The organism is Methylocella silvestris (genome assembly GCF_002891535.1).
Lineage (GTDB): Bacteria > Pseudomonadota > Alphaproteobacteria > Rhizobiales > Beijerinckiaceae > Methylocapsa > Methylocapsa silvestris_A.
The window spans coordinates 647,344-671,938 of the sequence record NZ_PDZR01000001.1 but is presented as its reverse complement, the minus strand read 5'-3'; the positions used below and the strand labels follow the sequence as shown (position 1 = coordinate 671,938).

Below are 24,595 nucleotides of genomic sequence, written 5' to 3'. Positions count from 1 at the left end.
CAAGCTACTGTTGCTGTTGTGTTATTTGGCGTGAATTTCGAGAAGTTGATTCTGCAAAAATGTGTCGTTCAAGACGCGCCATCGCCTCACGGCGCCTTCGGTCACGAGCGCGAGGTTCATTTCGCCCCGCCGATCTTTTTGAGGAATATCTCGCGCGCGACCGTATCTGTGCATTCCCAAATGCCCATTAAGTAGCCGAGCTGTTCCTTGTTGGCCTTACACTCCTCGGCTTTCTGTTCTCTGATCTTGCGATTGATCTCATCGCCGATCAGCACGCCGAACATGTCACCGTTATCCTTGATGCCCCGCACACATAGCGCGACGATCTTTTCAAACTGCTCCGGCGGCGCGTGCTTGCGCAGGGTGGCGACAAAATCTTGACACGCGCGCTTCTCCTCCACTTCGCGGTCCGTGATGCTCAGCGCGCCGAGGCGAGCCTGGGCTGCTTCGTATCCGGCGCGAGTCTCGGGGAGAAGCTTATGTTTGATCGCATCGTATGACGGTAGCGGCGGCGGGTTCGCAGCCCGTTCAATTTCGGCGAGAAGTTCGCGGAGGCTCAAATGCGCAGCGTGCTGCGTTTTTGCCTCATCTCCGGCCAGATGCTCCGCGATGCGCATGTAGACCTGCGCCGTCCGCATGGCGAAATCACAGTTCTGCTTTACCCATTTGGACCAATGGCCATGGGTGACGCCGCCCTTGGCTTCCAGCAAGAGCCGCCCGCATTCGATGGCGTGGCGGACCGCCTGCTCATGCGCCGCCGTCGCAGCGCGGTGTTCGCTGTTTATCACGGTCGCGATATTGGAGATCGTCACCGGCCGGACTTCTCGGCTATCGCGTCGATAGGTGATGGAGCCGCCGCGATCGGCGTCAGCGCTTCGTGAAGGGCCTTCTTTGTTGAGACCCACTTTTTGCCGATTTTGCGGGCCGGCAGCCGCCCGGCCGACAGCATGTGAAATGCTTGGGGCCTAGTGAGACCAAGCGCCTTGGCGATGGCTCCTGCTCCCCAAATGTATTGCTCGTCCGATTCCATATCAGCGACTCCAAATGGATAATATTGCTCATATATGATTATGGCGGCGCAGATGGCAATAGGATAATCCTGTTCATTAACAGGATATGGACTTGTGTGGATAAACTAGCGGGGAAGCAAATTGGAGTATTTGAGGAAGGACGAACCGCTTACCTTCAGTCAGAAAGAGCTTGAGGCGGCAATACTTACGTTACATGACATCCCACCGGAGCGTCATTCTGCGTTTAGTGGTAGAGTACGTAATTTTCAGAAAGACAAAATTATTTCTGGATCGCCGGGTAAAGGCATACGCATCAGATTTTCGATGCTTGACGCTATCGCATGGGCCATGGCGTTTGAGTTTTCAGAATTAGGCTTGGCTCCTACTGAAATAAAATTAGCGATGATCTACGCCTTACCTTTGGTATTTGATGCGATACTTTCTGAGAAAGAGGAGCCTGAAGACGATATGTTGTTTTGGATTAATGGAGATATGCTTAGCCAATACTTACAACGCCAAACGAGTAATGCATCGCTTTCGTTGAAGATGGGGATTTCAGCCGCATCAAAGATCAGCGAGCTTTTCTTAGAAGCACGGGTCGACCGAGCGCTCGTTGTAAACGTGAGCAGCCTATGGAGACGCCTTAACAAAGCGCTCGTCGATATAAAGCCGCGCGAGCTAGAGGCGGCCCCTGATTTGCGACTTCCGGAGCGGTCCCGAAAGTCTCAGTCATAACCATGCGGCGTGTCGCGTTTCATGTCGCGTCGAGCAGCCGCGACATGATGGAAATCGTTTGGAATCAATGGGATCAGCTCGCAACATATGCGACATGAAAATGCCGCCTCGGAGGGCGGCGAAATCATCTTAAGTCATTGATTTTGTTTTGGTAGCGGAGGAGGGACTCGAACCCCCGACACAAGGATTATGATTCCTCTGCTCTAGCCGGCTGAGCTACTCCGCCTCGCTTGAAGCGATGCCGGGTTTGGATAGGCAGATGGCGGGAAGGTGTCAAGCGAGCAGTTTCGCCGCGAGTCCTGCGCGGGCGGCGGAAATCGCGCTCTTTTCCCCCAGGCGGCCTTCGAGCGCTGCCCGGGCGCGATGACGCCGCCGCCCCTCTCGCCAATCGGGGCCGCCGGCGGTCGCTCGAAGCGAGAGGGAAGTCCAACGACGCCCCGATACGCTCATCCTTGCGGCGCCGGGCGGCGCTTCAAAATCGGGGCCCCTCGAACCGACGATCTATCCCCGTCCTATGAAGGGCATGTTGGTGGCCATGACAGTCATGAACTGAACATTGGCGCCGGGCGGCAAATCCGCCATGAAGGCGACTGCCTCGGCCGCGCGCCGGACCTCCATGGTCGGCTCAGCTGCAACGTCGCCATTGGCCTGCAGCGCGCCCATTGCTATGGCGCCCGTCATATCCGTCGCGGCGTTGCCGATGTCGATCTGGCCGCAGGCGATATTCCAGGGCCGGCCGTCGAGCGAGATCGATTTCGTCAACCCCGTGATCGCGTGTTTTGACGCCGTATAGGCGATCGAGCGCGGCCGCGGGGCATGGGCCGAGATCGAGCCATTATTGATGATGCGGCCGCCGCAGGGATCTTGCGATTTCATCGCGCGGAACGCCGCCTGCGCGCATAAAAACGAACCTGTCAGATTGACGTCGATCATCGCGCGCCATTGCTCCAGCGTCAGTTCATCGATGCGGCCGGCGCCGGCGAAGGAGCCGGCGTTGTTGAACAACACGTCGACGCGGGAAAACCGGCCGACCGCTGCGTCGAACAGGCGGCTCACCGCAGCCTCATCCGTCACATCGGTCGGGACGACGACGACCGATTGCGGGTCCGCGCAAAGATCCCGGGTCGCCGTCAGCGCCTCCTCGCGCCGGCCGGCGAGAATGACGATATCGCCGCGACGGGCGAATTCGAGCGACGCCGCCCGGCCGATCCCTGAGCCCGCGCCGGTGACGATCACGATCTTTCCGCTCATTTGAAACTCCGCAATTCGTCCGGCGAAGGCAGCTCACCCGATGAAGCATATTTTGCCTCGCTTGTCTGGCCGCGCCAAGCGCGAAGCCCTTCTGAAAAGCGCGACATGAAATAAAAACACTGATTTATCATGTTTTAAACATGAGAAGTTATGCTATAAAGATGAAGCTCAAAATCGGAACAGACGCTCGACCGTGATGACCGCCGCCCAAATGCGGGCCGCTCGCGCCCTGCTCGGCCTCGATCAGAGGCAGCTCGCCGAGATGTCCGGGCTCTCCTTGCCGACGATCCAGCGGATGGAGGCGAGCGAGGGAAATGTGCGCGGCGTCGTCGACACGCTGACACGGGTCGTCGAGGCGCTCGAGCGCGCCGGCGTCGAACTGATCGCCGAGGGGGCCTTGAGCCCCGCGGGCGGCCGCGGCGTGCGCTTCAAAGAGGCCGCAAAAGAGAGTGTCAGGGAAGCCGCCAGGGAAAGCGTCCCACGGCGCGACTAGAATTCTGATCGGCCTTGCCGGCCTGCCGGCGGACCCGGAAAATGGACTCGTAGGATGACGACCGCCGCGATAGGCCCGAGTTTCGCCGCCCTTTTCACGCCAAAGCTCGTGACAGTTCTGCGCGAGCGCTACGGGCTCGCGGATTTCCGCGCCGACGTTATCGCCGGCCTCACTGTCGCAATCGTCGCCCTGCCCCTTTCGATGGCGATCGCGATCGCCTCCGGCGTCACGCCGGACCGCGGCCTGTACACGGCGATCGTCGGCGGATTCTTCGTGTCCGCGCTCGGCGGCAGCCGGTTTCAGATCGGCGGCCCCGCGGGCGCCTTCATCGTGCTGGTGGCGACGACCGTCGCCGTCCATGGCGTCGACGGCCTCATCATCGCAACCTTCCTGTCCGGAATCATTCTTCTTTCGATCGGCTTTTTGCGCCTCGGCGCCTTCATCAAATTCATTCCCTATCCGGTGACGGTCGGCTTCAGCGCCGGCATCGCCGCGATCATCTTCGCGAGCCAGATCAAGGATTTGCTTGGCCTGACCCTCAGCGGTCCCGAGCCCGGCCCCTTGTTCGAAAAGCTCGGCGCCCTCGGCGCGGCTTTGCCGAGTTTGAGTCTGCCCGCCCTGTGCGTCTCGGGCGCGACCATCGCCATCATCCTCTTCATCCGCCGCTTTCGGCCGCACTGGCCCGGCATGCTCATCGCCGTCGCCGTCGCTTCGCTCGCGGGCTTTGCGCTGGCCTTGCCGATCGACACCATCGGCTCGCATTTCGGCGGCATTCCGCGCGGCCTGCCGGCCCCAAGCCTGCCGGCGTTGTCGCTCGACAAAATTGTCGCGCTGCTGCCGGTCGCTTTTTCCTTCGCTCTGCTCGGCAGCATCGAGAGCCTGCTCTCCGCCGTCGTCGCCGACAGCATGTCGGGACGCCGCCACCGCTCGAACTGCGAACTTGTCGCACAAGGCGTCGCCAATATGGCTTCGGCGCTGTTCGGCGGCATTTGCGTCACCGGAACCATCGCCCGGACGGCGACCAATGTGCGCTCTGGCGCGCGAAGCCCGGTCGCCGGAATGCTGCATGCGGCGTTCCTGCTTCTTTTTATGGTGGTCGCGGCGCCCCTCGCCTCCTATATCCCGCTCGCAGCGCTCGCCGGCGTGCTGACGATCGTCGCGTGGAACATGGCGGAAAAACACGCCTTCACGACGCTGATCCGCGCCTCGCGCGGCGACGCCGTGGTGCTGCTCGCCACCTTCCTCCTGACCATCTTTCGTGACCTGATGACCGGCATTCTCGCCGGCTTCAGCCTCGCCTCGCTCGTGTTCATGCGCCGCATGTCGCAATCGCTTCAGGTCGAGGCGGTGGGAACCTTCGGCGCCGACGATGAGGGCGACGCCGGCGAAAACGGGTCCGGCTACGGCGCGCTGACGAGCGACCGCGACATTGTCGCCTTCAAGATTTCCGGCGCATTCTTCTTCGGCGCGGCGGCCGGCGTCAGCGCCGTGCTCGACGAAATCGCCGAGCAGCCGAAAGCCTTCATCATCGATCTTTCGGCCGTCTCGGCGCTCGATTCCACGGCGGCGGCGGCGATCGGCGATTTCGCCGCCAAAGCGCATCGCCGCGGCGCTTTTGTGTATATTTCGGGCGCTACCAAAATGGTTCGGCGGGCCTTGCTGATGTCGACGGATGGCGTCCGGCGGGTGCGCTTCAAGGATGACATCCGCACCGCCGCAACCGCCGCGCGCGGCGCGATCGGCGCCCCGCCCGCCCCCGTCTGACGGCGGCGGACGCGGCTTGATCGCCGCCCTCAGCCGATCCGCGTCGTGATCGCCTTCGCCTCAAGGTAGTTCGACAGAACCGCCTGTCCCATCTCGCGGCCCCATCCCGACTGCTTGTAGCCGCCGAAGGGCAGCGCCGCGTCGAAGACATGGTAACAATTGATCCACACCGTGCCGGCGCGCAGCCGGTTGGCGATCTGATGCGCCCGCCCGGTATTGCCGGACCAGACACCCGCGGCGAGGCCGTAGATCGTGTTGTTCGCCTCGGCGATCAGCGCGTCGTCGGGCTCATCGAACGGGGTCGCGACGAGCACCGGTCCGAAGATCTCCTCGCGCACCACCCGCATGCCCGGGTTTGTGTCGACGAGGACCGTCGGCGGCACGAAATAACCGGCGCCGCCAAGCCCTTCCCCGCCGCAGACGGCGCGGGCGCCTTCCTGACGGCCCGAGGCGAGCAAACCCGTGACGCGGTCATATTGGACGCGCGAGACAAGCGGGCCCATTTCCGTTTCCGCGTTGAGGCCGTGGCCCAATTTGATCTTCTCCGCCTGCGCCGCGACGCCCTCGACGACCTTGTCGAAAAGATTGCGCTGCACGAATAGCCGCGAGCCGGCGTTGCAGCACTGACCATGATTGAAGAAGATCGCCGCGGTCGCGCCGGCGATCGCCATCTCCGGATCGGCGTCGCCGAGCACGATGTTCGGCGATTTGCCGCCAAGCTCCAGCGAGACTTTCTTGAGATCGCGCGAGGCGGCCTGGACGATCAGGCGGCCAACCTCCGTTGAGCCGGTGAAGGCGACCTTGTCGACGCCCGGATGGCCGGCCAGCGCCGCCCCCGCCGTTTCGCCAAAGCCCGGGACAATATTGACGACGCCGTCCGGCACGCCGGCCTCGATCAGAAGCTCGCCGAGTCGCAGCGCCGAAAGCGGCGTCTCCTCGGCGATCTTGAGCACGACCGCGCAGCCGGTGGTCAGCGCCGGGGCCAGCTTCCACGCCGCCATCAGAAGCGGGAAGTTCCACGGAATGATCTGACCGACGACGCCGATCGGCTCGAGCCGCGTCATCGATACGAATTCCATGCCCGGGGCGGCCAGCGCCGAAATCGGGATATGCTTGCCTTCAAGCTTGGTCGCCCAGCCTGACATATAGTGGAACATGTCGGCTGACAAAGTCACGTCTGCGGCCTTCGCGACAGATTTGGGCTTGCCATTGTCGAGCGATTCGATCGCGGCCAGTTCATCGGCATGGTCGAGAATGAGATCGCCGATGCGATGGATAATGCGGCCGCGTTCGGAGGGCGTCATGCGCGACCAGGGGCCGCTTTCAAACGCGCGCCGCGCAGCCGCCACCGCGAGATCGACGTCAGCTGCGTCGCCTTCCGAGACCGAAGCGATCTTTTCCCCTGTCGCCGGATCGAACACGTCGAACGTCTTGCCAGAGACCGATTTGACCCATTTGCCGTCGATCAGCATCGGCCGCGGGCCGGATAGCCAATTGCGGATCTCATCGGGAATGACCGCCGCCGCGGCGGAAACATTGGCTCGTATATTCATTGAGCGCTTCTCCCTGTTGAAGCTCATCCCATGCGGCCGCTTTTGCTTGGCTCGCCCGGGGCCGGCGCCAAGGCCGGACGCCCAAGCATATGGGCGGGGATTCCCGCTTGTGAAAGCCGCACGCGCTGCTTTGTGATCTGGCGCGCTTGCGGGGTGCGCCGCGCGCCGTCGCGGTCTATAATGGGCGAATGACGACGATTTCGGCTCTTCGCCCCCGCGCCTTTTCGCCTGGCCGCTTCGGCCGGCTCGCGTCGCTTTTCCTCATGCTCGGCCTCGCCGCTCTAACGCTGGCGTCCGTCACGGCGCCAGCCGCCGCCCAGGAAAATCCGTTCAGCTGGTTCACCAATCTGTTTCAGCCGGCGCCGCAGCCGGGCCAGCTGAAGCGCAGGCCCGAGATCCATCGGCGGGCGCGGGACTATGACGCTCCGCGAGCCAAACGCGCTGTCCGCTCCGATGAAAAACGTGGCAAGCAGGTTGAAACCGTCGAAAAGCCGAAGGAGCCGGCGGTCCCGCCCTCCTATTTCGTCGCCGTTCTCGGCGACAGCCTCGGCCAGATGCTTGGCCAGGGGCTGACCGAGGCCTTCGCCGACCGCCCCGACGTCGCGATCCTGCGCAAGGGCAAGGAAAGCAGCGGCCTCGTCCGCGATGATTTTTACGATTGGACCAAGGCGGTCGAGGATCTGCTGGCCAGCGGCGAAAAGATCAATGTCGCCGTCATCATGATCGGCAGCAACGACCGCCAGCCCCTGCGCGATGCTCAAGGGGGCGTATTGGAGCCGCGCACGCCGCAATGGAACGAAGCCTATGGCCGTCGCATCGAGGCCATCGCCGCGATGTTCCGCGACAAGAAAATCCCACTGATCTGGGCCGGCCTCCCGGTCATGAAAAGCGAACGGTTCTCCGCCGACGCCTCCGCCTTCAACGACCTTTACCGCGAATACGCCGGCAAGGGCGGCGCGAAATATGTCGACCTTTGGGAGGCTTTTGCCACGGAGGGCGGCGCCTTCAGCGCGACCGGACCGGACGTCAATGGCGAGATCGTCAAGCTGCGCGCCGCGGACGGGGTCCATTTCACCAAGGCCGGCGCGCGCAAGCTGGCGCATTTCATCGAACCCGACATCCGCCGCAATCTCGACGAGACGATCCAGCAGCAAAATCCCGAGAGTCCGGCGATTTCGGCGCCGGCGGAAGCAAACCTGCCCGCCGAAGAAACCCAGCCCGGCGCGGGCGAGAGCGAGGCGCCGCCGCCTGCGCCAAAGCCGATCGCCGGGCCCGTGCTGCCCCTGACCGGCGCCGTTCGGGCGCCCGGCGGCGAACTCGCCTCGCGCACGCCGGTCGCAAAGGGGCTGCCGCGTCAGAGTCTGCGACAGAGCGAACCGCAGCCCGGCCGGGCCGACGATTTTAGCTGGCCGCGAAATTAGCGCGCGAAGACGTTCGCGCCCGCCCGGATCGCGGCGATCGCTTGGCGCAAATGCGGCCGACATGCGAAATCTTTGCAGTTGATCTGGAACAAAACGCACAGCTGTAGCGTTAGGACTTCAGCTATGCCGCATTTCGTGCATTTGACCGGGGGTTCCAGAATGATTTCGATGAAAGGGCTTATTTTCGCTGTTTCCGCCGCGGCTTTGCTCGCCTCCACGACGGCGCAGGCCTTTGACGGCGGATCGTCCGGCGTCGTGCGCGGGGCCGCTCCGGCTAGCCCGCCGACGCAGACAGCGAGCCTTTCGACGGAACTCAATCGCGCCGCTCAGCCGACCCACACGCTGGTGCCCGACCCGACCGAGGAAAAACCCGGAACCATCACCGTCGACACCAAGAACCGCTATCTTTATCTCTCGCTCGAGGGCGGTCAGGCGATGCGCTATGACGTCGGCGTCGGCCGCGAGGGTTTTGAGTGGCAGGGCCGCGCCTATGTCGGACGCCGCGCGCAGTGGCCGACCTGGACGCCGCCGGCGGCAATGCTGAAACGCCGCCCCGATCTGCCGAAGACGATGATCGGCGGCGTCGAAAATCCGCTCGGCGCCCGCGCCATGTATCTTTACAATAAGAGCGGCGACACGATGTTCCGCATCCACGGCACCAACGAGCCCGACACCATCGGTCAGGCCGTATCGTCGGGCTGCATCCGTCTCCTCAACGAGGACATCGTCGACCTCTATGAGCGGGTCAAGGTCGGCGCGGTCGTCAACGTGCTCTGAGCAGAGCGCGAAAACTTGTTTACGCGCAGCGGCCGAAGGGCCGCTGTTTTTTTGGGGCATCGCAACTCAGGACCTGGTTCAGCTCAGGGGCGCCGAGAGGCTTGTCGCGAAAGGGTCCGTTCCCTTCAGCGATCCGGGGATGAAGGCGTCGAAGGCGGCCCAGAACTGCGCGCGGACAGGGTCCCGCTCGATCAGAATTTCATGGCGAGCGCGGCGCAGCGTGATGCAGCGGCCGGCCTTCAGCCTGCTGGCAAAGGCTTCGATCGCCGGCGTATCGACGACCGCATCGGCGCCCGCAGCGACGATCAGCGTCGGCGTCAGGATCCGGCGTGGATATTCGCCGTCCTCGAAGCGCCTCATTTGTCGAAAGGCGGCGCTGGCCCAGCCGATCGTCGGTCCGCCGATGGCGAGCTCGGGGCTGGCTGCGATATAGGCTGCCATGCGCGCATAGCGGACGGGATCCGACGTCAGCACATTTCCCGCAAAGGGCCGCGTCAGATAGGGCGTCGCGCCGCCGGCGCCCGGCGCGAAAACGCGGGAAAAGCCCGTCAGGCAAAGACCGCGCGTGAGGCCGCGCACGGGTCGCGCATAACGCAGCTTCGGCAGATCGATCATCGGCGCGGTGAGCGCGATCCGCTCGAAAAACGACCGGCCGGCATGCGCCTGTTCAAGCAAAATCGCCCCCGCCATGGAATGGCCGAGCGCAAAAAACGGCAGCCGCCCGTAGGGCTCCAATATTTCGGCGCGCAAGGCGTCGAGATCGCGCTGATAGGCCCCAAAGTTGCCGATATGGCCCTTGACCGGATTTCCGGCCTGACGCGACGAGCCGCCCTGCCCCCGCCAGTCCATTACGACGACGTCGAAATTGCGCGCCAGCAACTCGGCGGCGACCTCATAGTATTTTTCGATGAACTCGGCCCGGCCGGGCAGCACGACGACCGTGCCGGCGCAAACGTCGCCGCAGCTCCAGCGCGCGACCCGCAGCGCGGCCCTGTCCGCTGTCCGGATCCGCGTCACGATCGCGCCCGGCGGACAGAGGCCCGCGCCCGCGCCGCCCTCAACCGCATCTGCAGCGCCCTTGTCCCTGCCGGCGTCGCCGACGCTTCGATCCGTCATGGCGTCCCTCGTCGAGATGGATAAATCAGCGCAAATTTTTGCCACGTGCCCGATAGCGACCCTCTTGCGACCCGATGGCCACTGCCTACATCATCTTTGCGCGGGCCGCTTGAGGACGCGCGAGCCGGGTTCGAGAGGCGCAAAGCACTTCGCCAAACAATCCTGCTCCAGACAACGTGTCGCTTCATTTCAGGAGGATATGCAATGCGTCAATTCGATCTCTCTCCGCTTTATCGGTCAACCGTCGGATTTGACCGGCTGTTCAACATGCTCGATCAGGCCGCGGGCTATGAGTCCGCGCCGAGCTACCCGCCTTACGATATCGAGAGGACGGGCGAGGATTCCTACCGAATCTCGATCGCAGTCGCTGGCTTCGCCGAAAAGGATCTTTCCGTCGAAACGCGTGAAAACACCCTGAGCGTGCGCGGCTCGCGCGTTGCGCAGACCGGCGAGGACGCGCCTGCGCCCGAAGTCCTCTACCGCGGCATCGCCTCACGCTCTTTCGAGCGCCGTTTCCAGCTGGCCGAACATGTTCACGTGACCAAAGCCAGCCTCGAAAACGGGCTGCTTCATATCGATCTCGTGCGGGAAATTCCAGAGGCCCGCAAACCGCGCCAGATCCCGATCGAGGCCGAAGGCGCGAGTGCTCAGCCGCAGGTCGTATCGCCGCAAAAAGCCGCCTAATTTTTCACCGGACGCGAATATGTCCGCCCGAAGGCGCCTCAATCGAGGCGCCTTTTTCGCGCCCGACGAAAGGTCAACCGCGCGCCAGAGCGATGAACGCGTCGATGTCCGCCGCTTGCGTCGCAAAAGACGTGACCAGCCGCACGAAAATTTCGCCGTCGCGGCGCATTTCGCCGAAGTCCCGATCCGACCAATCATAATAGCGCGCGCCTGCCGCCCGCAGCGCAGCGTCGGCCCGCTCGGGCAGGAGCGCAAAAACCTCATTCGCCTGCCGCGGCCAGGGCAAGCGAACGCCGGGGGCCTCGGCAAGGCCCGCGGCGAGCCGCGCCGCATGGGCGTTGGCGAGGCGCGCATTGTCGAGCCAATGGCCGTTTTCGAGATAGGCCGCCATCTGCGCGCCCAGAAAACGGCCCTTGCTCAAGAGGTGCCCGCCGCGCTTGCGCTGGAAGGGAAGGCTCGCCGCCTTGGCCGGATCGAAGACGATAATCGCTTCGCAGGCCAGGGCGCCGTTCTTGGTCGCGCCGAAAGACAGAATGTCGATCCCGGCTTTCCAGCTCATGTCGGCCGGCGAGCAACCAAGTTCGACGAGAGCGTTGGCGAAGCGCGCGCCATCCATATGGACGCCGAGGCCGGCGTCACGGGCGATGCCGCAGAGCTCGGCGAGTTGCGCAAGGTCATAGACCGCGCCGGCTTCCGTCGCCTGCGACAGCGACAGCGCCGCCGGCTGAACCTGCTTCACGGCGCCGCGGGGAAAGGCGGCAAGGGCCTCGCGCAAGGCGGGGGGCGCGATCCGGCCGGCCTCGCCGGCTACGCCGACGAGCTTTGCTCCGGCGGTGAACATCTCGGGGGCGCCGCATTCATCGTCGACGATATGGGCGCGCGCATGGCAGAAGACGGCGCCCCAGGGCGGGCAAAGGGCGCCAAGCGCAAGAGCATTGGCCGCCGTACCGGTCGCGACAAGAAAGACTGCGAGCTCCTTTTCAAAGATCTCGCTCAAGAGGGCGGTGGCTCTCGCAGTGAAGGGATCGGCGCCATAGGCCGCGGACGATCCAGCGTTCGCCTTGAGGATCGCCTCCATCATTTTTTCGCTGACGCCGGAAGTATTGTCGCTCGTAAAATCCATTATTCCTGCGTCCTGTCGCGGGCGGCGACGCCCGGCGCGCAAAGCCCAAGCGTAAGCTTGCCATGGCGCACAACTTGCAATGCTTCTAAACAGACCGGGCCGGGAGGCTCCGGCGGCTCGACGAGGATAAAGACCTCTAAATCCCGTCTCAGCCAAGGCTTATCGTTGAGAATGCCTCTTGTTAAGGCAAAACAAATGACATATTTTCTGCCGCGGATAGGACAGTGATGCTGACGTGTTTTCCGCGAACTGCGCTGCGTCGCTTCTTGCGGGACCTCGCGTCCGAAAGGGCTCGGATGCGTCCGTCGCGCCCTTCCTTACAAGGACGCCTCGCCTTGCAAGGACGTCTTGCCGTGGAAGATTTTCTTGAAGGCGCTCGGTTTCGAGCCAAAATGGACTAATCGTCACGACGGCGCGACAGACGCAGGCGCCCGCGCGACAAAGATCGAGGCGGGCGGGAGGAATCGGGCATAAAGCTTTGCGTTGGCAAGCCGCTCTTTGTCGCCCGGCCGCTTCATTCCGACGCTGCGCACAAAATTCCGTAAAGAGGGTTTAGATGATGACTGATCCGACGCAGCCAGCGGCTCCCCGCGAACCCCTCTCCCGCGCCATCCGCGATCCCGGCCTGCCCAAGGCGCAGGGACTCTATTCGCCCGACCGGGAGCATGACGCCTGCGGCGTCGGCTTCGTCGCCAATATGCACAACAAGAAGTCGCATGAGATCGTCGAGATGGGTCTTCAGATCCTGCTCAATATCGATCATCGCGGCGCTGTCGGAGCCGATCCCAAGGCGGGCGACGGCTGCGGCATGCTGGTTCAGATCCCGCATGATTTCTTCGCCGCCAAGGCGCGCGAACTCGGCTTCGAGCTGCCGGAGCCGGGTGAATATGCCGTCGGCGCGCTGTTCCTGCCGCGCGATCCCGACGGCCGTAAAATCGTCGAGGGCATCGTCGAGAAGGTCGTCGCCGACGAGGGTCAGATTTTTCTCGGCTGGCGCGACACGCCGGTCGATCCGTCAAACCTTGGCGAGAGCGTCAAGCCGACCGAACCGTTCAGCCGCCAGATCTTCATCAAGCGCGGCGCCAACGCCGCCGACCAGACCGAGTTCGAGCGGCGGCTGTTCCTTTTGCGCAAGGTCATCTCGAACACCGTGCATGACCTCGGCGACCCGCGCGTCGAGGGTTTTTATCCGGTTTCGCTCTCCTCCCGGACAGTGGTGTACAAGGCACTGCTGCTCGCCGGCGCACTCGGCCCCTATTACAAGGACCTGACCGACCCGAATTTCGTGTCGGCCCTCGCCCTTGTGCATCAGCGCTTCTCGACCAACACTTTCCCGACCTGGTCGCTGACCCACCCGTTCCGCATGGTCGCCCATAATGGCGAGATCAACACGCTGCGCGGCAACGTCAACTGGATGGCGGCGCGGCAGGCCTCGGTCGCCTCGGATTTGTTCGGCGCCGATATTTCGAAGCTCTGGCCGATCTCCTATGAGGGCCAGTCGGACACGGCCTGTTTCGACAATGCGCTCGAATTTCTGGTGCAGGGCGGCTACTCGCTCGCCCATGCGATGATGATGCTGATCCCGGAGGCCTGGACCGGCAATCCGCTGATGAATGATGCGCGGCGCACCTTCTATGAATATCACGCCGCCATGATGGAGCCATGGGACGGCCCGGCGGCGATGGCCTTTACCGACGGGCGCCAGATCGGCGCGACGCTCGATCGCAACGGCCTGCGTCCGGCGCGCTATATCGTCACCGACGACGGCCTTGTCGTGCTCGCCTCCGAGGTCGGCGTGCTGCCGATTCCGGATGAGCGCATCATCGCCAAATGGCGCCTGCAGCCAGGCAAGATGCTTCTGGTCGATCTCGAACAGGGCCGCATCGTCTCGGACGACGAGATGAAGACCGCGCTCGCGACCTCGCACCCCTATGCGGAGTGGCTCAAGAACACGCAGATCTTCCTTGAGGACCTGCCGCATGTCGAGCCGCGCTCGACCCGCACCGACGTGTCGCTGCTCGACCGGCAGCAGGCGTTCGGCTACACGCAGGAGGATCTCGCGATCCTGATGGAGCCAATGGCTGTGACCGGCCAGGAAGCGATCGGGTCGATGGGAACCGACACGCCGATCTCGGCGCTGTCCTCGGCCTCGAAGCCGCTCTACACCTATTTCAAGCAGAATTTCGCGCAGGTGACCAACCCGCCGATCGACCCGATCCGCGAAGAGCTGGTCATGAGCCTTGTGTCCTTTATCGGTCCGCGGCCGAATATCCTCGACCATGACGGCAGCTCGAAGCTGAAGCGGCTCGAGGTTCGGCAGCCGATCCTGACCAACAGCGATCTCGAAAAGATTCGTTCCATCGGCCATTTCGAGGAAACCTTCGACACCAAGACGCTCGACATCACCTATAAGGCGGACGCCGGCGCCGAGGGCATGGGCGAGGCGATCGCGCGCCTTTGCGACCGCGCTGACCAGGCGGTGAAGGGCGGCTTCAACATCATCATCCTCTCGGATCGCCTCGCCGGCCCGGACCGCATCCCGATTCCGGCGCTGCTCGCCACCGCCGCCGTCCATCATCATCTGATCCGCAAGGGGCTGCGGACCTCGGTCGGTCTTGTCGTCGAGACCGGCGAGGCGCGCGAGGTGCACCATTTCGCGCTGCTCGCCGGCTATGGCGCCGAAGCGATCAACCCCTATCTCGCCTTCGAAACCCTGGCCGCGATGGCCGACGAGTTTCCGGAGGAGGTCGACGGCTATGAAGCGTGCAAGCGCTTCATCAAATCGGTCGACAAGGGTCTTCTCAAGGTCATGTCGAAGATGGGCATTTCGACCTATCAATCCTATTGCGGCGCGCAGATCTTCGACGCCGTGGGCCTCGCCGACGATTTCGTCGCGAAATATTTCACCGGCACCGCGACCCACATCGGCGGCGTCGGCCTCAAGGAGATCGCGCAGGAAACGGAGCGCCGCCACAAGGACGCCTTCGGCGATTCGCCGGTCTACCGCAACGCGCTCGGCGTCGGCGGCGATTACGCCTTCCGCATCCGCGGCGAGGCGCATTCCTGGACGCCGCAATCGGTGACACTGCTGCAACACGCCGTGCGCGGCAACAATTCGGACGCCTACAAGGCCTATGCCGCGCTGCTCAACGAGGAAACCGCCAATCCGTTGACGATCCGGTCGCTGTTCCGCATCAAGACCGCCGAAGAGGACGGCCGTACGCCGGTTCCGATCGAGGAAGTTGAATCGGCGGCGACGATCGTCCGGCGCTTCTCGACGGGCGCCATGTCCTATGGCTCGATTTCGCGCGAGGCGCATACGACGCTCGCGATCGCCATGAACCGGATTGGCGGCAAATCGAACACCGGCGAAGGCGGCGAGGAATCGGATCGCTACAAGCCACTCCCCAACGGCGATTCGATGCGCTCGGCAATCAAGCAGGTCGCCTCGGGACGGTTCGGCGTCACTGCCGAATATCTCATGAACGCCGACATGATCCAGATCAAGATGGCGCAGGGCGCAAAACCCGGCGAAGGCGGCCAGCTACCCGGCCATAAGGTCGACGCCGTGATCGCCAAGGTGCGTCATTCGACGCAAGGGGTCGGCCTGATTTCGCCGCCGCCGCATCATGACATCTATTCAATCGAGGATCTGGCGCAGCTCATCACCGATCTTAAAAACGTCAATCCGGCGGCGATGATCTCCGTAAAACTCGTCTCCGAGATCGGCGTCGGCACGGTTGCGGCCGGCGTGTCCAAGGCGCGCGCGGATCACGTCACCATATCGGGCTATGAGGGCGGCACCGGCGCTTCGCCGCTGACCTCCATCAAACATGCCGGCAGCCCATGGGAAATCGGGCTCGCCGAGACGCAACAGACGCTTGTCCTCAATCGCCTGCGCACGCGCATCGCGGTGCAGGTCGACGGCGGCTTGCGCACCGGGCGCGACGTCATCGTCGGAGCGCTGCTCGGCGCCGACGAATTCGGCTTCGCCACCGCGCCGCTCGTCGCGGCGGGCTGCATCATGATGCGCAAATGTCACCTGAACACCTGCCCCGTCGGCGTCGCGACGCAGGACCCGGTGCTGCGCAAGCGCTTCGTCGGCCTGCCTGAACATGTCATCAACTTCTTCTTCTTCATTGCGGAGGAAGTGCGCGGTCTGATGGCGCAGATGGGCTATCGCACCGTCGACGAAATGGTCGGGCAGATGCAGATGCTCGACAAGCAAAAGGCGATCACACATTGGAAGGCGCAAGGGCTCGACTTCACCAAACTGTTCCATAAGCCCGAGCCTGGGCCCGGCGAGACAATCCACCGCTCGACGACCCAGAACCATGGGCTCGACAAGGTGCTCGACCGCAAGCTGATTGCGCAGGCAATGCCCGCGCTTGAAGCGCGGACCAAGGTGACGATCGAAACGCCGATCCACAACACCGATCGCGCGACCGGGAGCATGTTGTCCGGCGAGATCGCCAAACGCTACGGGCATGTCGGCCTGCCGGCGGATACGATCAGCATTTTCGCTGCGGGCACCGCCGGCCAGAGTTTTGGCGCCTGGCTCGCCGCCGGCGTGAGGCTGCAGCTCGATGGGCAGGCCAATGACTATGTCGGCAAGGGACTCTCCGGCGGCAAGATCATCATCCGGCCTCCCGCCACATCGCGCGTCCTTGCGGACGAGGCGATCATCGTCGGCAACACCGCGCTCTATGGCGCCATTGCCGGCGAGTGTTATTTCTCCGGCGTCGCCGGAGAACGTTTCGCCGTGCGCAATTCCGGCGCGGTCGCGGTGGTCGAGGGCGTCGGCGATCACGGCTGCGAATATATGACGGGCGGGATCGTCGTCGTCATCGGCTCGACGGGGCGCAACTTCGCCGCCGGCATGTCTGGCGGCATCGCCTATGTGCTCGACGAGGCGGGAAATTTCGCGCAGCGCTGCAATATGGCGATGGTCGAGTTGCAGCCGCTCGAGGAAGAAGAACAGGCGATGCAGGACAGCTATCATCAGGGCGGCGATCTCGACTCGCACGGGCTCGTCGATGTGATGGGCGATATGACCCGCTTCGACGCAGAGCGCCTGCATCAGCTGATCTCAAATCACGCCGAATACACAGGCTCGGCGCGGGCGGAGCTGATCCTTGAGAATTGGGACGAATACCGGCACAAATTCCGCAAGGTGATGCCGGTCGAATATCGCCGCGCCATCGAAGAGATGAAGCTGGATCAGGGCCGCACCTTGATGGCGGCGGTCGGAATGTAAGGGGAGCGGGCCGCGCCTCTGTCAAGCCGGGACGCCGGCTCGCCAGAGGCGCGGATCCTGCTTGTTGATCGGCGCGCATTCGAGGCCTTGCGGCAGAGAACGCGCCAGAACGTGACCAGGGCGAGTTGCGGACGGGAAACGCCGTCGAAGGGGCTTTTATGGGCAAGGTGACAGGGTTCTTGGAGATTGACCGGCGGGACCGGCGCTATGCGCCCGCGTCCGACCGGATTCGCCATTATAAGGAGTTCGTCATTCCGTTGTCGGAAGAGGCGACCAAGGATCAAGCGGCCCGCTGCATGAATTGCGGCATCCCCTATTGCCACACCGGATGCCCCGTCAACAATCAGATCCCCGACTGGAACGATCTCGTCTTTCATTCGGACTGGGAGGAGGCCTCCCGCAATCTCCATTCGACCAATAATTTCCCCGAATTCACCGGCAGAGTGTGTCCCGCCCCGTGCGAAGGATCCTGCACGCTGAACCTCAACGACCAGCCTGTAACGATCAAGACAATCGAATGCGCGATCGTCGATCGGGCGTGGGTGAACGGCTGGCTGCCGCCCGAAATAGCGACGAAGAAGACCGGCAAGAAGATCGCCGTCGTCGGCTCCGGGCCGGCCGGTCTTGCCTGCGCGCAGCAGCTCGCCCGCGTCGGCCATGAAGTGCATGTCTTCGAGAAGAACGGTAAGCCCGGCGGATTGTTGCGCTACGGCATCCCCGACTTCAAGATGGAGAAACATATCATCGACCGCCGCGTCGATCAGATGCAGGCCGAGGGCGTCGAGTTCCATGTCAACGTCAATGTCGGGATCGACATCGGGGCGGCGACGCTCGTCAATGATTATGACGCCGTGGTGCTCGCCGGCGGCGCCGAGAAGCCGCGAGATCTGCCGGTCCCCGGCCGCGACCTCTCCGGCGTCCATTTCGCGATGGAGTTTCTGCCACAGCAGAACCGCCGCGTCAGCCGCGAGCCTGTCCAGAGCAACGAGCCGATTCTTGCCGCGGCGAAACATGTCATTGTCATCGGCGGCGGCGACACCGGCTCCGACTGCATCGGCACGTCGATCCGGCAGGGGGCGCTGTCCGTCACCCAGCTTGAGATCATGCCGATCCCGCCGGAAAAAGAGAATAAGCTCCTGACCTGGCCGAACTGGCCGCTGAAATTGCGGACCTCCTCCTCTCAGGAAGAAGGGGCTAAACGCGAATTCTCGGTTCTGACCAAAGCGATCCATGGCGAGGACGGCGTCGTCAAGAAGATCGTCTGCGTCCATGTCGATGAAAAACTGAAGGAAATTCCCGGTAGCGAGTTCGACATAAGGGCCGACCTCGTGCTGCTGGCCATGGGCTTCGTCTCGCCCGTGCAAGAAGGCATGCTGGCGGCGCTCGGCGTCAGCCTCGATCCGCGCGGCAATGTCGCGGCCGATCAGACGAGCTACAAAACCTCGCTCGACAAGGTGTTCGCCTGCGGCGACATGCGCCGCGGCCAGTCGCTGGTGGTCTGGGCCATTCGCGAAGGGCGCCAGGCGGCGCAATCGGTCGATATGTTCCTGATGGGCGCGAGTGTGCTGCCGCGGTAGAACTATGGCGACGAGCGCGGCAACCGCGGGCGCGCCCGTCGCCCAATCAATCGCCTTGAGTTCGATGCCTATGTCCGACAATGCGGAAAGCGCGGTTTTGAACGACCGCTTCTTTAAGGCAGCGCAGGAAATCCCGGATTTGTTTAGGCGGCTTGCTTCCCCAGAGGCAATTTTAGCGAAAGGCGTTTCTCAAAAAGCAAAATCAGGCATGTACGCGTTTGATGAAAATGGACGTGCAGTTCATGTAGGCCGCACCCGGAATTTGGAGGCCCGTCTGCGCGGCCATGTTGCCAAGAGCCGCCACTCGGCTTCCTTCGCGATGAAGCGAACGCGAAAAATACTCGGCAAGGTCGCGACATATAGACCCGCAGGCGGAGCGGCAGCTTTATTTCGCGACGACGCTTTTTTGACTGTGTTTCTTGAACAAATCGAGCTGATAAAACGCATGGAAGTGCGTTTCATTGAAGTGACTGATCCGATGCGGCAGTACTTTCTCGAACTCTACGCGCACCTTGAATACGATTTACTGCTGGATGAGTTCGACACTCATTAAGATGCGACGCATCTCTGTGTCGACAGCTGCTCGGGCAACTCACCATGCCTACAACACAACCACCCGCACGCCGACGCCAACCCGCTCGTAAAGATCCATGACATCGGCGTTCATCATGCGGATGCAGCCGGACGACACCGCCTGCCCTATCGTATTCGGCTCATTGGTGCCGTGGATGCGAAACAGCGTGTCCTTGTTGCCTTGATAGAGATAGAGCGCGCGCGCGCCGAGCGGATTTTCAAGCCCGCCCTCCATCGACTCCGGCAGATCAGGGCGCCGCGCCAGCATTTCCTTCGGCGGAATCCAGCGCGGCCATTCGGCCTTGCGCCCGATCCGCGCCGTCCCCTTCCATTCAAAACCTTGCCGTCCGACGCCGATGCCATATTGGATCGCCCTGCCGCCCGGCTGCACTAGATAGAGATGCCGCGAACGGGTGTCGATGACGATCGTGCCCGGTGGCTCATTGGTGGGATTTGGCACCACCATGGCGGTTCGCTGATTGTGGTTGACCGCGAGTTCCGAACTCCTCGGGTCGCCGCCATGCGGCTCGTAGGCTTCGCCGCGCGGCTCGGCGTCGGGATAGTAGCCGCCATAATAGGGATCGCCCCCGCGCGCGACGGGTTGCGAGCCATAGGGCCGCGCGCCGGGCGGCAACGGATAGTCGGGATAGGCCGGCAAAGGCGCCGGCGGATAGAAGGGATAGGCCTCATAGCCGCCATAGCTGCGCCATTGCGCAAACGCGGCCTCCGGCGCGCCAAATGCAGCGATCAGAAGGAGTGCGGCCAAAGCTACGACGCTGCGTCTTGCTGCATGCATGGTGGAACCCGAATTGCCCTTGCAGCGCCCACAATGGCACGCGCATGAGGCGAAGAAAACGCAAAAACGCAGGGCGCATCAGCCCCTTAAAACTCTGATCGATCAAACTATCGCGAAGCTTGCTCCAAGGCGCCGGCCCCCCTGCCGCAATAAAAAAGGAGCATGACCCGAGAGTCATGCTCCTTTCAGCTCGATGGTCGCCTCGTCGCGGCTTTGCTATTCCTGCGGCACAGACTCGGCCGGGGGCAACAGCGGCACGGGCGTTTCTGCCGCGCTGGCGCTCTTTTGCGCCAGGATCAGCTCGTCGCGCATCAAGGCGACGCGCTTCAGCTTAGCCATGGCCGCGCCGGTGCCGGCCGGGATCAGCCGTCCGACGATCACATTTTCCTTCAACCCCTCGAGCGTATCGGCCTTGCCGTTGACTGCGGCTTCGGTCAGGACGCGCGTCGTCTCCTGGAAGGAGGCGGCGGAGATGAAGGAGCGCGTCTGCAGCGACGCCTTGGTGATGCCGAGCAGGACCGGCGTCGAGGTAGCCGGCTTGCCGCCCTCCTCCAGCGCCTTGGTGTTGGCGGCGTCGAGTTCGACCTGATCGACCTGCTCATTGGCGAGGAAGTCGGTGTCGCCCGGATCGACGATATCCACCTTCTGCAGCATCTGCCGGACGATCACCTCGATATGCTTGTCGTTGATGGCGACGCCCTGCAGGCGATAGACCTCCTGGATCTCATTGACGAGATAGGCGGCGAGCTCCTCGACGCCCTTGATCGCCAGGATGTCGTGCGGCGCAGGATTGCCGTCGACGATATAATCGCCCTTTTCGACCACATCGCCGTCCTGAAGATGGATGTGCTTGCCTTTCGGGATCAGATATTCGATCGGCTCGGCGTCTTCCTCATTCGGGATGATCGAGATGCGGGTCTTGTTCTTGTAGTCGCGCCCGAACTGGACCGTCCCCGACGCCTCGGCGATGATCGCGTGATCTTTCGGGCGCCGCGCCTCGAACAATTCGGCGACGCGCGGCAGACCGCCGGTGATGTCGCGCGTCTTCGCCGAATCCATCGAGATACGGGCGATGATGTCGCCCGCGCGGACCGAGCCGCCCGGATCGACGCCGATGATCGATTCGACCGGCAGCGGATAGCGGGCTTCGCCGCCGCGCAGCAGCTTGCCGATCTTGCCGTCCGCGCCTTTGATCACGATTGCCGGCTTCAAGGTCGCCGAGCGCTGGTTCAAACGCCAGTCGATGACCATGCGCTTGGCGATGCCCGTCGCTTCGTCGATCGTCTCGGTCATCGAAGCGCCCTCGACGAGATCCTCGAAGCCGATGATTCCGTCGATCTCGGTCAGGATCGGCCGCGTATAGGGGTCCCATTCGGCGATGCGCTGGCCGCGCCGGATCTGATCGCCCTCATCGACCTTCATGCGCGCGCCATATTGCACGCGATGAACCGCCCGCTCGGTACCGTCCGGCCCCTCGATGACCACGGCGACGTTGCGCGCCATGACCATGAGATCGCCGTCGGTGTTGCGGGACAGATGCCGGTTGCGAATACGGATGACGCCATCGAAATTGGACTCGACGAACGACTGATCCGCGATCTGCGCCGCGCCGCCGATGTGGAAGGTGCGCATGGTGAGCTGGGTGCCGGGCTCGCCGATCGACTGCGCCGCGATGACGCCAACGGCCTCGCCCATGTTGACCGGCGTGCCGCGCGCAAGGTCGCGGCCGTAGCAGGTGCCGCAGACGCCGTTTTTGGCCTCGCAGGTCAGCACCGAGCGGATCTTCACCTCCTGAATGCCGGCGGCGTTGATGCGGTCGATGTGCCATTCCTGGATCATCTCGCCGGCGGCGACGATGATTTCGCCGTCGAGATCCTTCAGGTCCTCGGCCGTCGTGCGGCCGAGAATGCGGATCGCGAGCGAGGCGACGACCTGGCCCGCGTCAAGAATGGCGCGCATGCGGATGCCGCCCTTCGAGCCGCAATTGACCATGGTGATGATCGAATCCTGCGCGACGTCGACGAGACGACGCGTCAGATAGCCTGAGTTCGCGGTCTTCAAGGCGGTGTCGGCAAGACCTTTACGGGCGCCATGCGTCGAGTTGAAGTACTCGAGCACGGTGAGGCCTTCCTTGAAGTTCGAGATGATCGGGCTCTCGATGATCTCGCCCGAGGGCTTGGCCATCAGGCCACGCATGGCGGCGAGCTGCTTCATCTGCGTCGGCGAACCGCGCGCTCCCGAATGCGACATCATGTAGATCGAGTTGATCGGCTTGTCGCGGCCGGCGTCGTCCTTGTGAACGGCGGAAATGCGCGCCATCATTTCTTCGGCGAGCTTGTCCGAGCATTTCGCCCAGGCGTCGACGACCTTGTTGTATTTTTCGCCCTGGGTGATCAGACCGTCATTGTACTGCTGCTCATATTCCTTGGCGAGCGCGCTGGTGTCGGCGATGATCTTCGGCTTCGTCTCCGGCACCACCATGTCGTCCTTGCCGAAGGAAATGCCGGCCTTGAACGCCTCGCGGAATCCGAGCGCCATGATGCGGTCGCAGAAAATGACCGTCTCCTTCTGACCGCAGTTGCGGTAGACGACGTCGATCATGTTCGAGATTTCCTTCTTCGTCATGAGCTTGTTCACGACGTCGAATGGAATCTTGGGGTGCTTCGGCATCAGCTGGCCAAGGATGAGACGGCCCGGAGTCGTGTCGAAGATTTTCGCCTGGCGCTTGCCCTCGCCGTCATAGGTCCAGGCCCTGCCCTTGATCTTGGTGTGCAGGGTGACGGCCTTGGCGTGAATGGCGTGCTCCACTTCGCCGATATTCGAGAAGGCCATGCCCTGCCCGGGCTCGCCATCGCGCATCAGCGACACATAATAGAGGCCAAGCACAATGTCCTGGCTCGGCACAATGATCGGCAGACCATTGGCCGGATGCAGGATGTTGTTGGTCGACATCATCAGGACGCGCGCTTCAAGCTGCGCCTCCAGCGACAGCGGCACGTGGACCGCCATCTGATCGCCGTCGAAATCCGCGTTGAAGGCGGCGCAGACAAGCGGATGCAGCTGGATCGCCTTGCCCTCGATCAGCTTCGGCTCGAAGGCCTGGATGCCGAGGCGATGCAGGGTCGGGGCGCGGTTCAGCATCACCGGATGTTCGCGGATCACCTCATCGAGGATGTCCCAGACTTCCGGCTTTTCCTTCTCGACCAGTTTTTTAGCCTGCTTGACGGTGGCCGACAGACCCTTGGCGTCAAGGCGCGAATAGATGAAGGGCTTGAACAGTTCGAGCGCCATCTTCTTCGGCAGGCCGCACTGATGCAGCTTCAGATCCGGACCGACGACGATCACCGAACGGCCGGAATAATCGACGCGCTTGCCGAGCAGATTCTGGCGGAAGCGGCCCTGCTTGCCTTTCAGCATGTCGGCCAGCGACTTCAGCGGACGCTTGTTGGCGCCCGTGATGACGCGGCCGCGTCGACCGTTGTCGAACAGCGCGTCGACCGCCTCCTGCAGCATGCGCTTCTCATTGCGCACGATGATGTCCGGCGCGCGCAATTCGATGAGGCGCTTCAACCGGTTGTTGCGGTTGATGACGCGGCGGTAGAGATCGTTGAGATCGGAGGTCGCAAAGCGGCCGCCGTCGAGCGGAACCAGCGGGCGCAGGTCCGGCGGAATGACGGGCACTTCGGTCAGGATCATCCACTCCGGCTTGTTGCCGGAATGCATGAAAGCCTCGATGATCTTCAGGCGCTTGGCGAGCTTCTTCGGCTTCAGCTCCGTCGTCGATTGCGCGATCTCGATCTTGAGCCGCTCGGCGATCGCCGGCAGGTCCATGTTGCGCAGGATCTCGCGGATCGCCTCGGCGCCGATCATCGCCGTGAAGGAATCCTGGCCATATTCGTCCTGCGCGCGGAGATGATCCTCCTCGTTCAGAAGCTGGCGGTCCTTCAGCGGCGTCAGGCCGGGGTCGAGCACAATGTAGGATTCGAAATAGAGAATGCGCTCGAGATCCTTCAGCGTCATGTCGAGCAACAGCCCGATGCGCGAGGGAAGCGATTTCAGGAACCAGATATGCGCCACAGGAGCGGCCAGCGAAATATGGCCCATGCGCTCGCGCCGGACGCGCGACAGCGTGACCTCAACGCCGCATTTTTCGCAGATGACGCCCTTGTATTTCATCCGCTTGTACTTGCCGCACAGGCACTCATAGTCCTTGATCGGACCAAAAATGCGCGCGCAGAACAGACCGTCGCGCTCCGGCTTGAAGGTGCGGTAGTTGATCGTCTCGGGCTTCTTGATCTCGCCGAACGACCAGGACAGAATCTTTTCCGGACTGGCGATCGATATCTGAATCTGGTCGAACGCCTGCGGCTGCACGACCGGATTGAAGAGATTCATGACCTCTTGATTCATTGCCATCTCCTGATGCTTGGGACGGCGCGCGACAAAGGCGCGCTCCCGTGCCGGA

The 24,595-nt window shown here is 62.9% G+C and carries 17 protein-coding genes and 1 tRNA gene; 9 read left to right on the top strand and 9 right to left on the bottom strand.

Annotation, left to right across the window (positions count from 1 at the left end):
• Positions 1–116 precede the first annotated feature (116 nt).
• Positions 117–812, bottom strand: coding sequence for a DUF3102 domain-containing protein (locus CR492_RS03110; protein ID WP_180982395.1), 696 nt, complete (start codon positions 810–812; stop codon positions 117–119).
• Positions 809–1,030 carry a DNA-binding protein gene (locus CR492_RS20670; RefSeq protein ID WP_180982394.1) on the bottom strand — a complete coding sequence of 74 codons (222 nt, stop codon included), beginning with the start codon at positions 1,028–1,030 and terminating at the stop codon, positions 809–811. The genes CR492_RS03110 and CR492_RS20670 overlap by 4 nt, the downstream gene beginning before the upstream one ends.
• 130 nt (positions 1,031–1,160) lie before the next feature.
• Between CR492_RS20670 and CR492_RS03105 the strand changes: the two genes are divergently transcribed.
• Positions 1,161–1,745, top strand: a complete 585-nt coding sequence (locus tag CR492_RS03105) for a hypothetical protein (protein ID WP_146030146.1) — start codon at positions 1,161–1,163, stop codon at positions 1,743–1,745.
• A 149-nt stretch (positions 1,746–1,894) separates the two neighbouring features.
• Here CR492_RS03105 and CR492_RS03100 read toward each other — a convergent pair.
• Positions 1,895–1,971, bottom strand: a tRNA-Met gene (locus tag CR492_RS03100).
• Positions 1,972–2,246: 275 nt separating this feature from the next.
• Positions 2,247–2,996 carry an SDR family oxidoreductase gene (locus CR492_RS03095; RefSeq protein WP_102842197.1) on the bottom strand — a complete coding sequence of 250 codons (750 nt, stop codon included), beginning with the start codon at positions 2,994–2,996 and terminating at the stop codon, positions 2,247–2,249.
• A gap of 193 nt (positions 2,997–3,189) precedes the next feature.
• Here CR492_RS03095 and CR492_RS03090 point away from each other — a divergent pair, with 193 nt between their 5' ends.
• On the top strand, positions 3,190–3,489 hold the full coding sequence (locus tag CR492_RS03090; protein ID WP_102842196.1) for a helix-turn-helix domain-containing protein: 300 nt from the start codon (positions 3,190–3,192) through the stop codon (positions 3,487–3,489).
• Between the two features lie 54 nt (positions 3,490–3,543).
• Positions 3,544–5,253 carry a SulP family inorganic anion transporter gene (locus CR492_RS03085; RefSeq protein ID WP_102842195.1) on the top strand — a complete coding sequence of 570 codons (1,710 nt, stop codon included), beginning with the start codon at positions 3,544–3,546 and terminating at the stop codon, positions 5,251–5,253.
• Between the two features lie 29 nt (positions 5,254–5,282).
• Here the strand turns inward: CR492_RS03085 and CR492_RS03080 are convergent, their stop codons facing one another.
• On the bottom strand, positions 5,283–6,806 hold the full coding sequence (locus tag CR492_RS03080; RefSeq protein ID WP_102842367.1) for an aldehyde dehydrogenase family protein: 1,524 nt from the start codon (positions 6,804–6,806) through the stop codon (positions 5,283–5,285).
• Positions 6,807–6,994: 188 nt separating this feature from the next.
• Between CR492_RS03080 and CR492_RS03075 the strand changes: the two genes are divergently transcribed.
• Positions 6,995–8,227 carry an SGNH/GDSL hydrolase family protein gene (locus tag CR492_RS03075; RefSeq protein WP_102842194.1) on the top strand — a complete coding sequence of 411 codons (1,233 nt, stop codon included), beginning with the start codon at positions 6,995–6,997 and terminating at the stop codon, positions 8,225–8,227.
• Between the two features lie 159 nt (positions 8,228–8,386).
• Positions 8,387–9,004, top strand: coding sequence for a L,D-transpeptidase (locus CR492_RS03070; RefSeq protein ID WP_102842193.1), 618 nt, complete (start codon positions 8,387–8,389; stop codon positions 9,002–9,004).
• A 78-nt stretch (positions 9,005–9,082) separates the two neighbouring features.
• Here the strand turns inward: CR492_RS03070 and CR492_RS03065 are convergent, their stop codons facing one another.
• Positions 9,083–10,120: an alpha/beta fold hydrolase gene (locus CR492_RS03065; RefSeq protein WP_102842192.1), complete on the bottom strand. Its 1,038-nt coding sequence runs from the start codon at positions 10,118–10,120 to the stop codon at positions 9,083–9,085.
• 204 nt (positions 10,121–10,324) lie between these two features.
• On the opposite strand from CR492_RS03065, the gene CR492_RS03060 reads away from it, so the two are divergent.
• The gene (locus tag CR492_RS03060) at positions 10,325–10,804 is read left to right on the top strand and encodes an Hsp20 family protein (RefSeq protein ID WP_102842191.1); all 480 of its coding nucleotides are present in this window, start codon (positions 10,325–10,327) and stop codon (positions 10,802–10,804) included.
• Between the two features lie 73 nt (positions 10,805–10,877).
• Here the strand turns inward: CR492_RS03060 and CR492_RS03055 are convergent, their stop codons facing one another.
• On the bottom strand, positions 10,878–11,927 hold the full coding sequence (locus CR492_RS03055; protein ID WP_102842190.1) for a threonine aldolase family protein: 1,050 nt from the start codon (positions 11,925–11,927) through the stop codon (positions 10,878–10,880).
• A 559-nt stretch (positions 11,928–12,486) separates the two neighbouring features.
• Between CR492_RS03055 and gltB the strand changes: the two genes are divergently transcribed.
• The 3 genes from gltB to CR492_RS03040 all read left to right on the top strand — a co-directional run bounded on the left by gltB (position 12,487) and on the right by CR492_RS03040 (position 19,314).
• Positions 12,487–17,184, top strand: a complete 4,698-nt coding sequence (gltB, locus tag CR492_RS03050) for a glutamate synthase large subunit (protein ID WP_432431190.1) — start codon at positions 12,487–12,489, stop codon at positions 17,182–17,184.
• 158 nt (positions 17,185–17,342) lie between these two features.
• Complete coding sequence (locus tag CR492_RS03045) at positions 17,343–18,761, top strand: glutamate synthase subunit beta (RefSeq protein WP_102842188.1); 1,419 nt, start codon at positions 17,343–17,345, stop codon at positions 18,759–18,761.
• Between the two features lie 4 nt (positions 18,762–18,765).
• The gene (locus tag CR492_RS03040; RefSeq protein ID WP_102842187.1) at positions 18,766–19,314 is read left to right on the top strand and encodes a hypothetical protein; all 549 of its coding nucleotides are present in this window, start codon (positions 18,766–18,768) and stop codon (positions 19,312–19,314) included.
• A gap of 48 nt (positions 19,315–19,362) precedes the next feature.
• On the opposite strand, the gene CR492_RS03035 is transcribed toward CR492_RS03040, so the two are convergent.
• Both CR492_RS03035 and rpoC read right to left on the bottom strand, forming a co-directional pair.
• Entirely contained in the window at positions 19,363–20,130 is a 768-nt protein-coding gene (locus tag CR492_RS03035) for a L,D-transpeptidase (protein WP_102842186.1), read from the bottom strand.
• A 216-nt stretch (positions 20,131–20,346) separates the two neighbouring features.
• Positions 20,347–24,540 (bottom strand): DNA-directed RNA polymerase subunit beta', encoded by a 4,194-nt coding sequence (rpoC, locus tag CR492_RS03030; RefSeq protein ID WP_102842185.1) that lies wholly within the window; start codon positions 24,538–24,540, stop codon positions 20,347–20,349.
• Positions 24,541–24,595 lie beyond the last annotated feature (55 nt).

Coding starts and splice junctions, on each gene's coding strand:
- CR492_RS03080 (WP_102842367.1), bottom strand. CDS start 6,806: ATGAATATACGAGCCAATGTTTCCGCCGCGGCGGCGGTCATTCCCGAT.
- gltB (WP_432431190.1), top strand. CDS start 12,487: ATGACTGATCCGACGCAGCCAGCGGCTCCCCGCGAACCCCTCTCCCGC.
- CR492_RS20670 (WP_180982394.1), bottom strand. CDS start 1,030: ATGGAATCGGACGAGCAATACATTTGGGGAGCAGGAGCCATCGCCAAG.
- CR492_RS03060 (WP_102842191.1), top strand. CDS start 10,325: ATGCGTCAATTCGATCTCTCTCCGCTTTATCGGTCAACCGTCGGATTT.
- CR492_RS03045 (WP_102842188.1), top strand. CDS start 17,343: ATGGGCAAGGTGACAGGGTTCTTGGAGATTGACCGGCGGGACCGGCGC.
- CR492_RS03040 (WP_102842187.1), top strand. CDS start 18,766: ATGGCGACGAGCGCGGCAACCGCGGGCGCGCCCGTCGCCCAATCAATC.
- CR492_RS03085 (WP_102842195.1), top strand. CDS start 3,544: ATGACGACCGCCGCGATAGGCCCGAGTTTCGCCGCCCTTTTCACGCCA.
- CR492_RS03070 (WP_102842193.1), top strand. CDS start 8,387: ATGATTTCGATGAAAGGGCTTATTTTCGCTGTTTCCGCCGCGGCTTTG.
- CR492_RS03055 (WP_102842190.1), bottom strand. CDS start 11,927: ATGGATTTTACGAGCGACAATACTTCCGGCGTCAGCGAAAAAATGATG.
- CR492_RS03075 (WP_102842194.1), top strand. CDS start 6,995: ATGACGACGATTTCGGCTCTTCGCCCCCGCGCCTTTTCGCCTGGCCGC.
- CR492_RS03095 (WP_102842197.1), bottom strand. CDS start 2,996: ATGAGCGGAAAGATCGTGATCGTCACCGGCGCGGGCTCAGGGATCGGC.
- CR492_RS03065 (WP_102842192.1), bottom strand. CDS start 10,120: ATGACGGATCGAAGCGTCGGCGACGCCGGCAGGGACAAGGGCGCTGCA.
- rpoC (WP_102842185.1), bottom strand. CDS start 24,540: ATGAATCAAGAGGTCATGAATCTCTTCAATCCGGTCGTGCAGCCGCAG.
- CR492_RS03035 (WP_102842186.1), bottom strand. CDS start 20,130: ATGCATGCAGCAAGACGCAGCGTCGTAGCTTTGGCCGCACTCCTTCTG.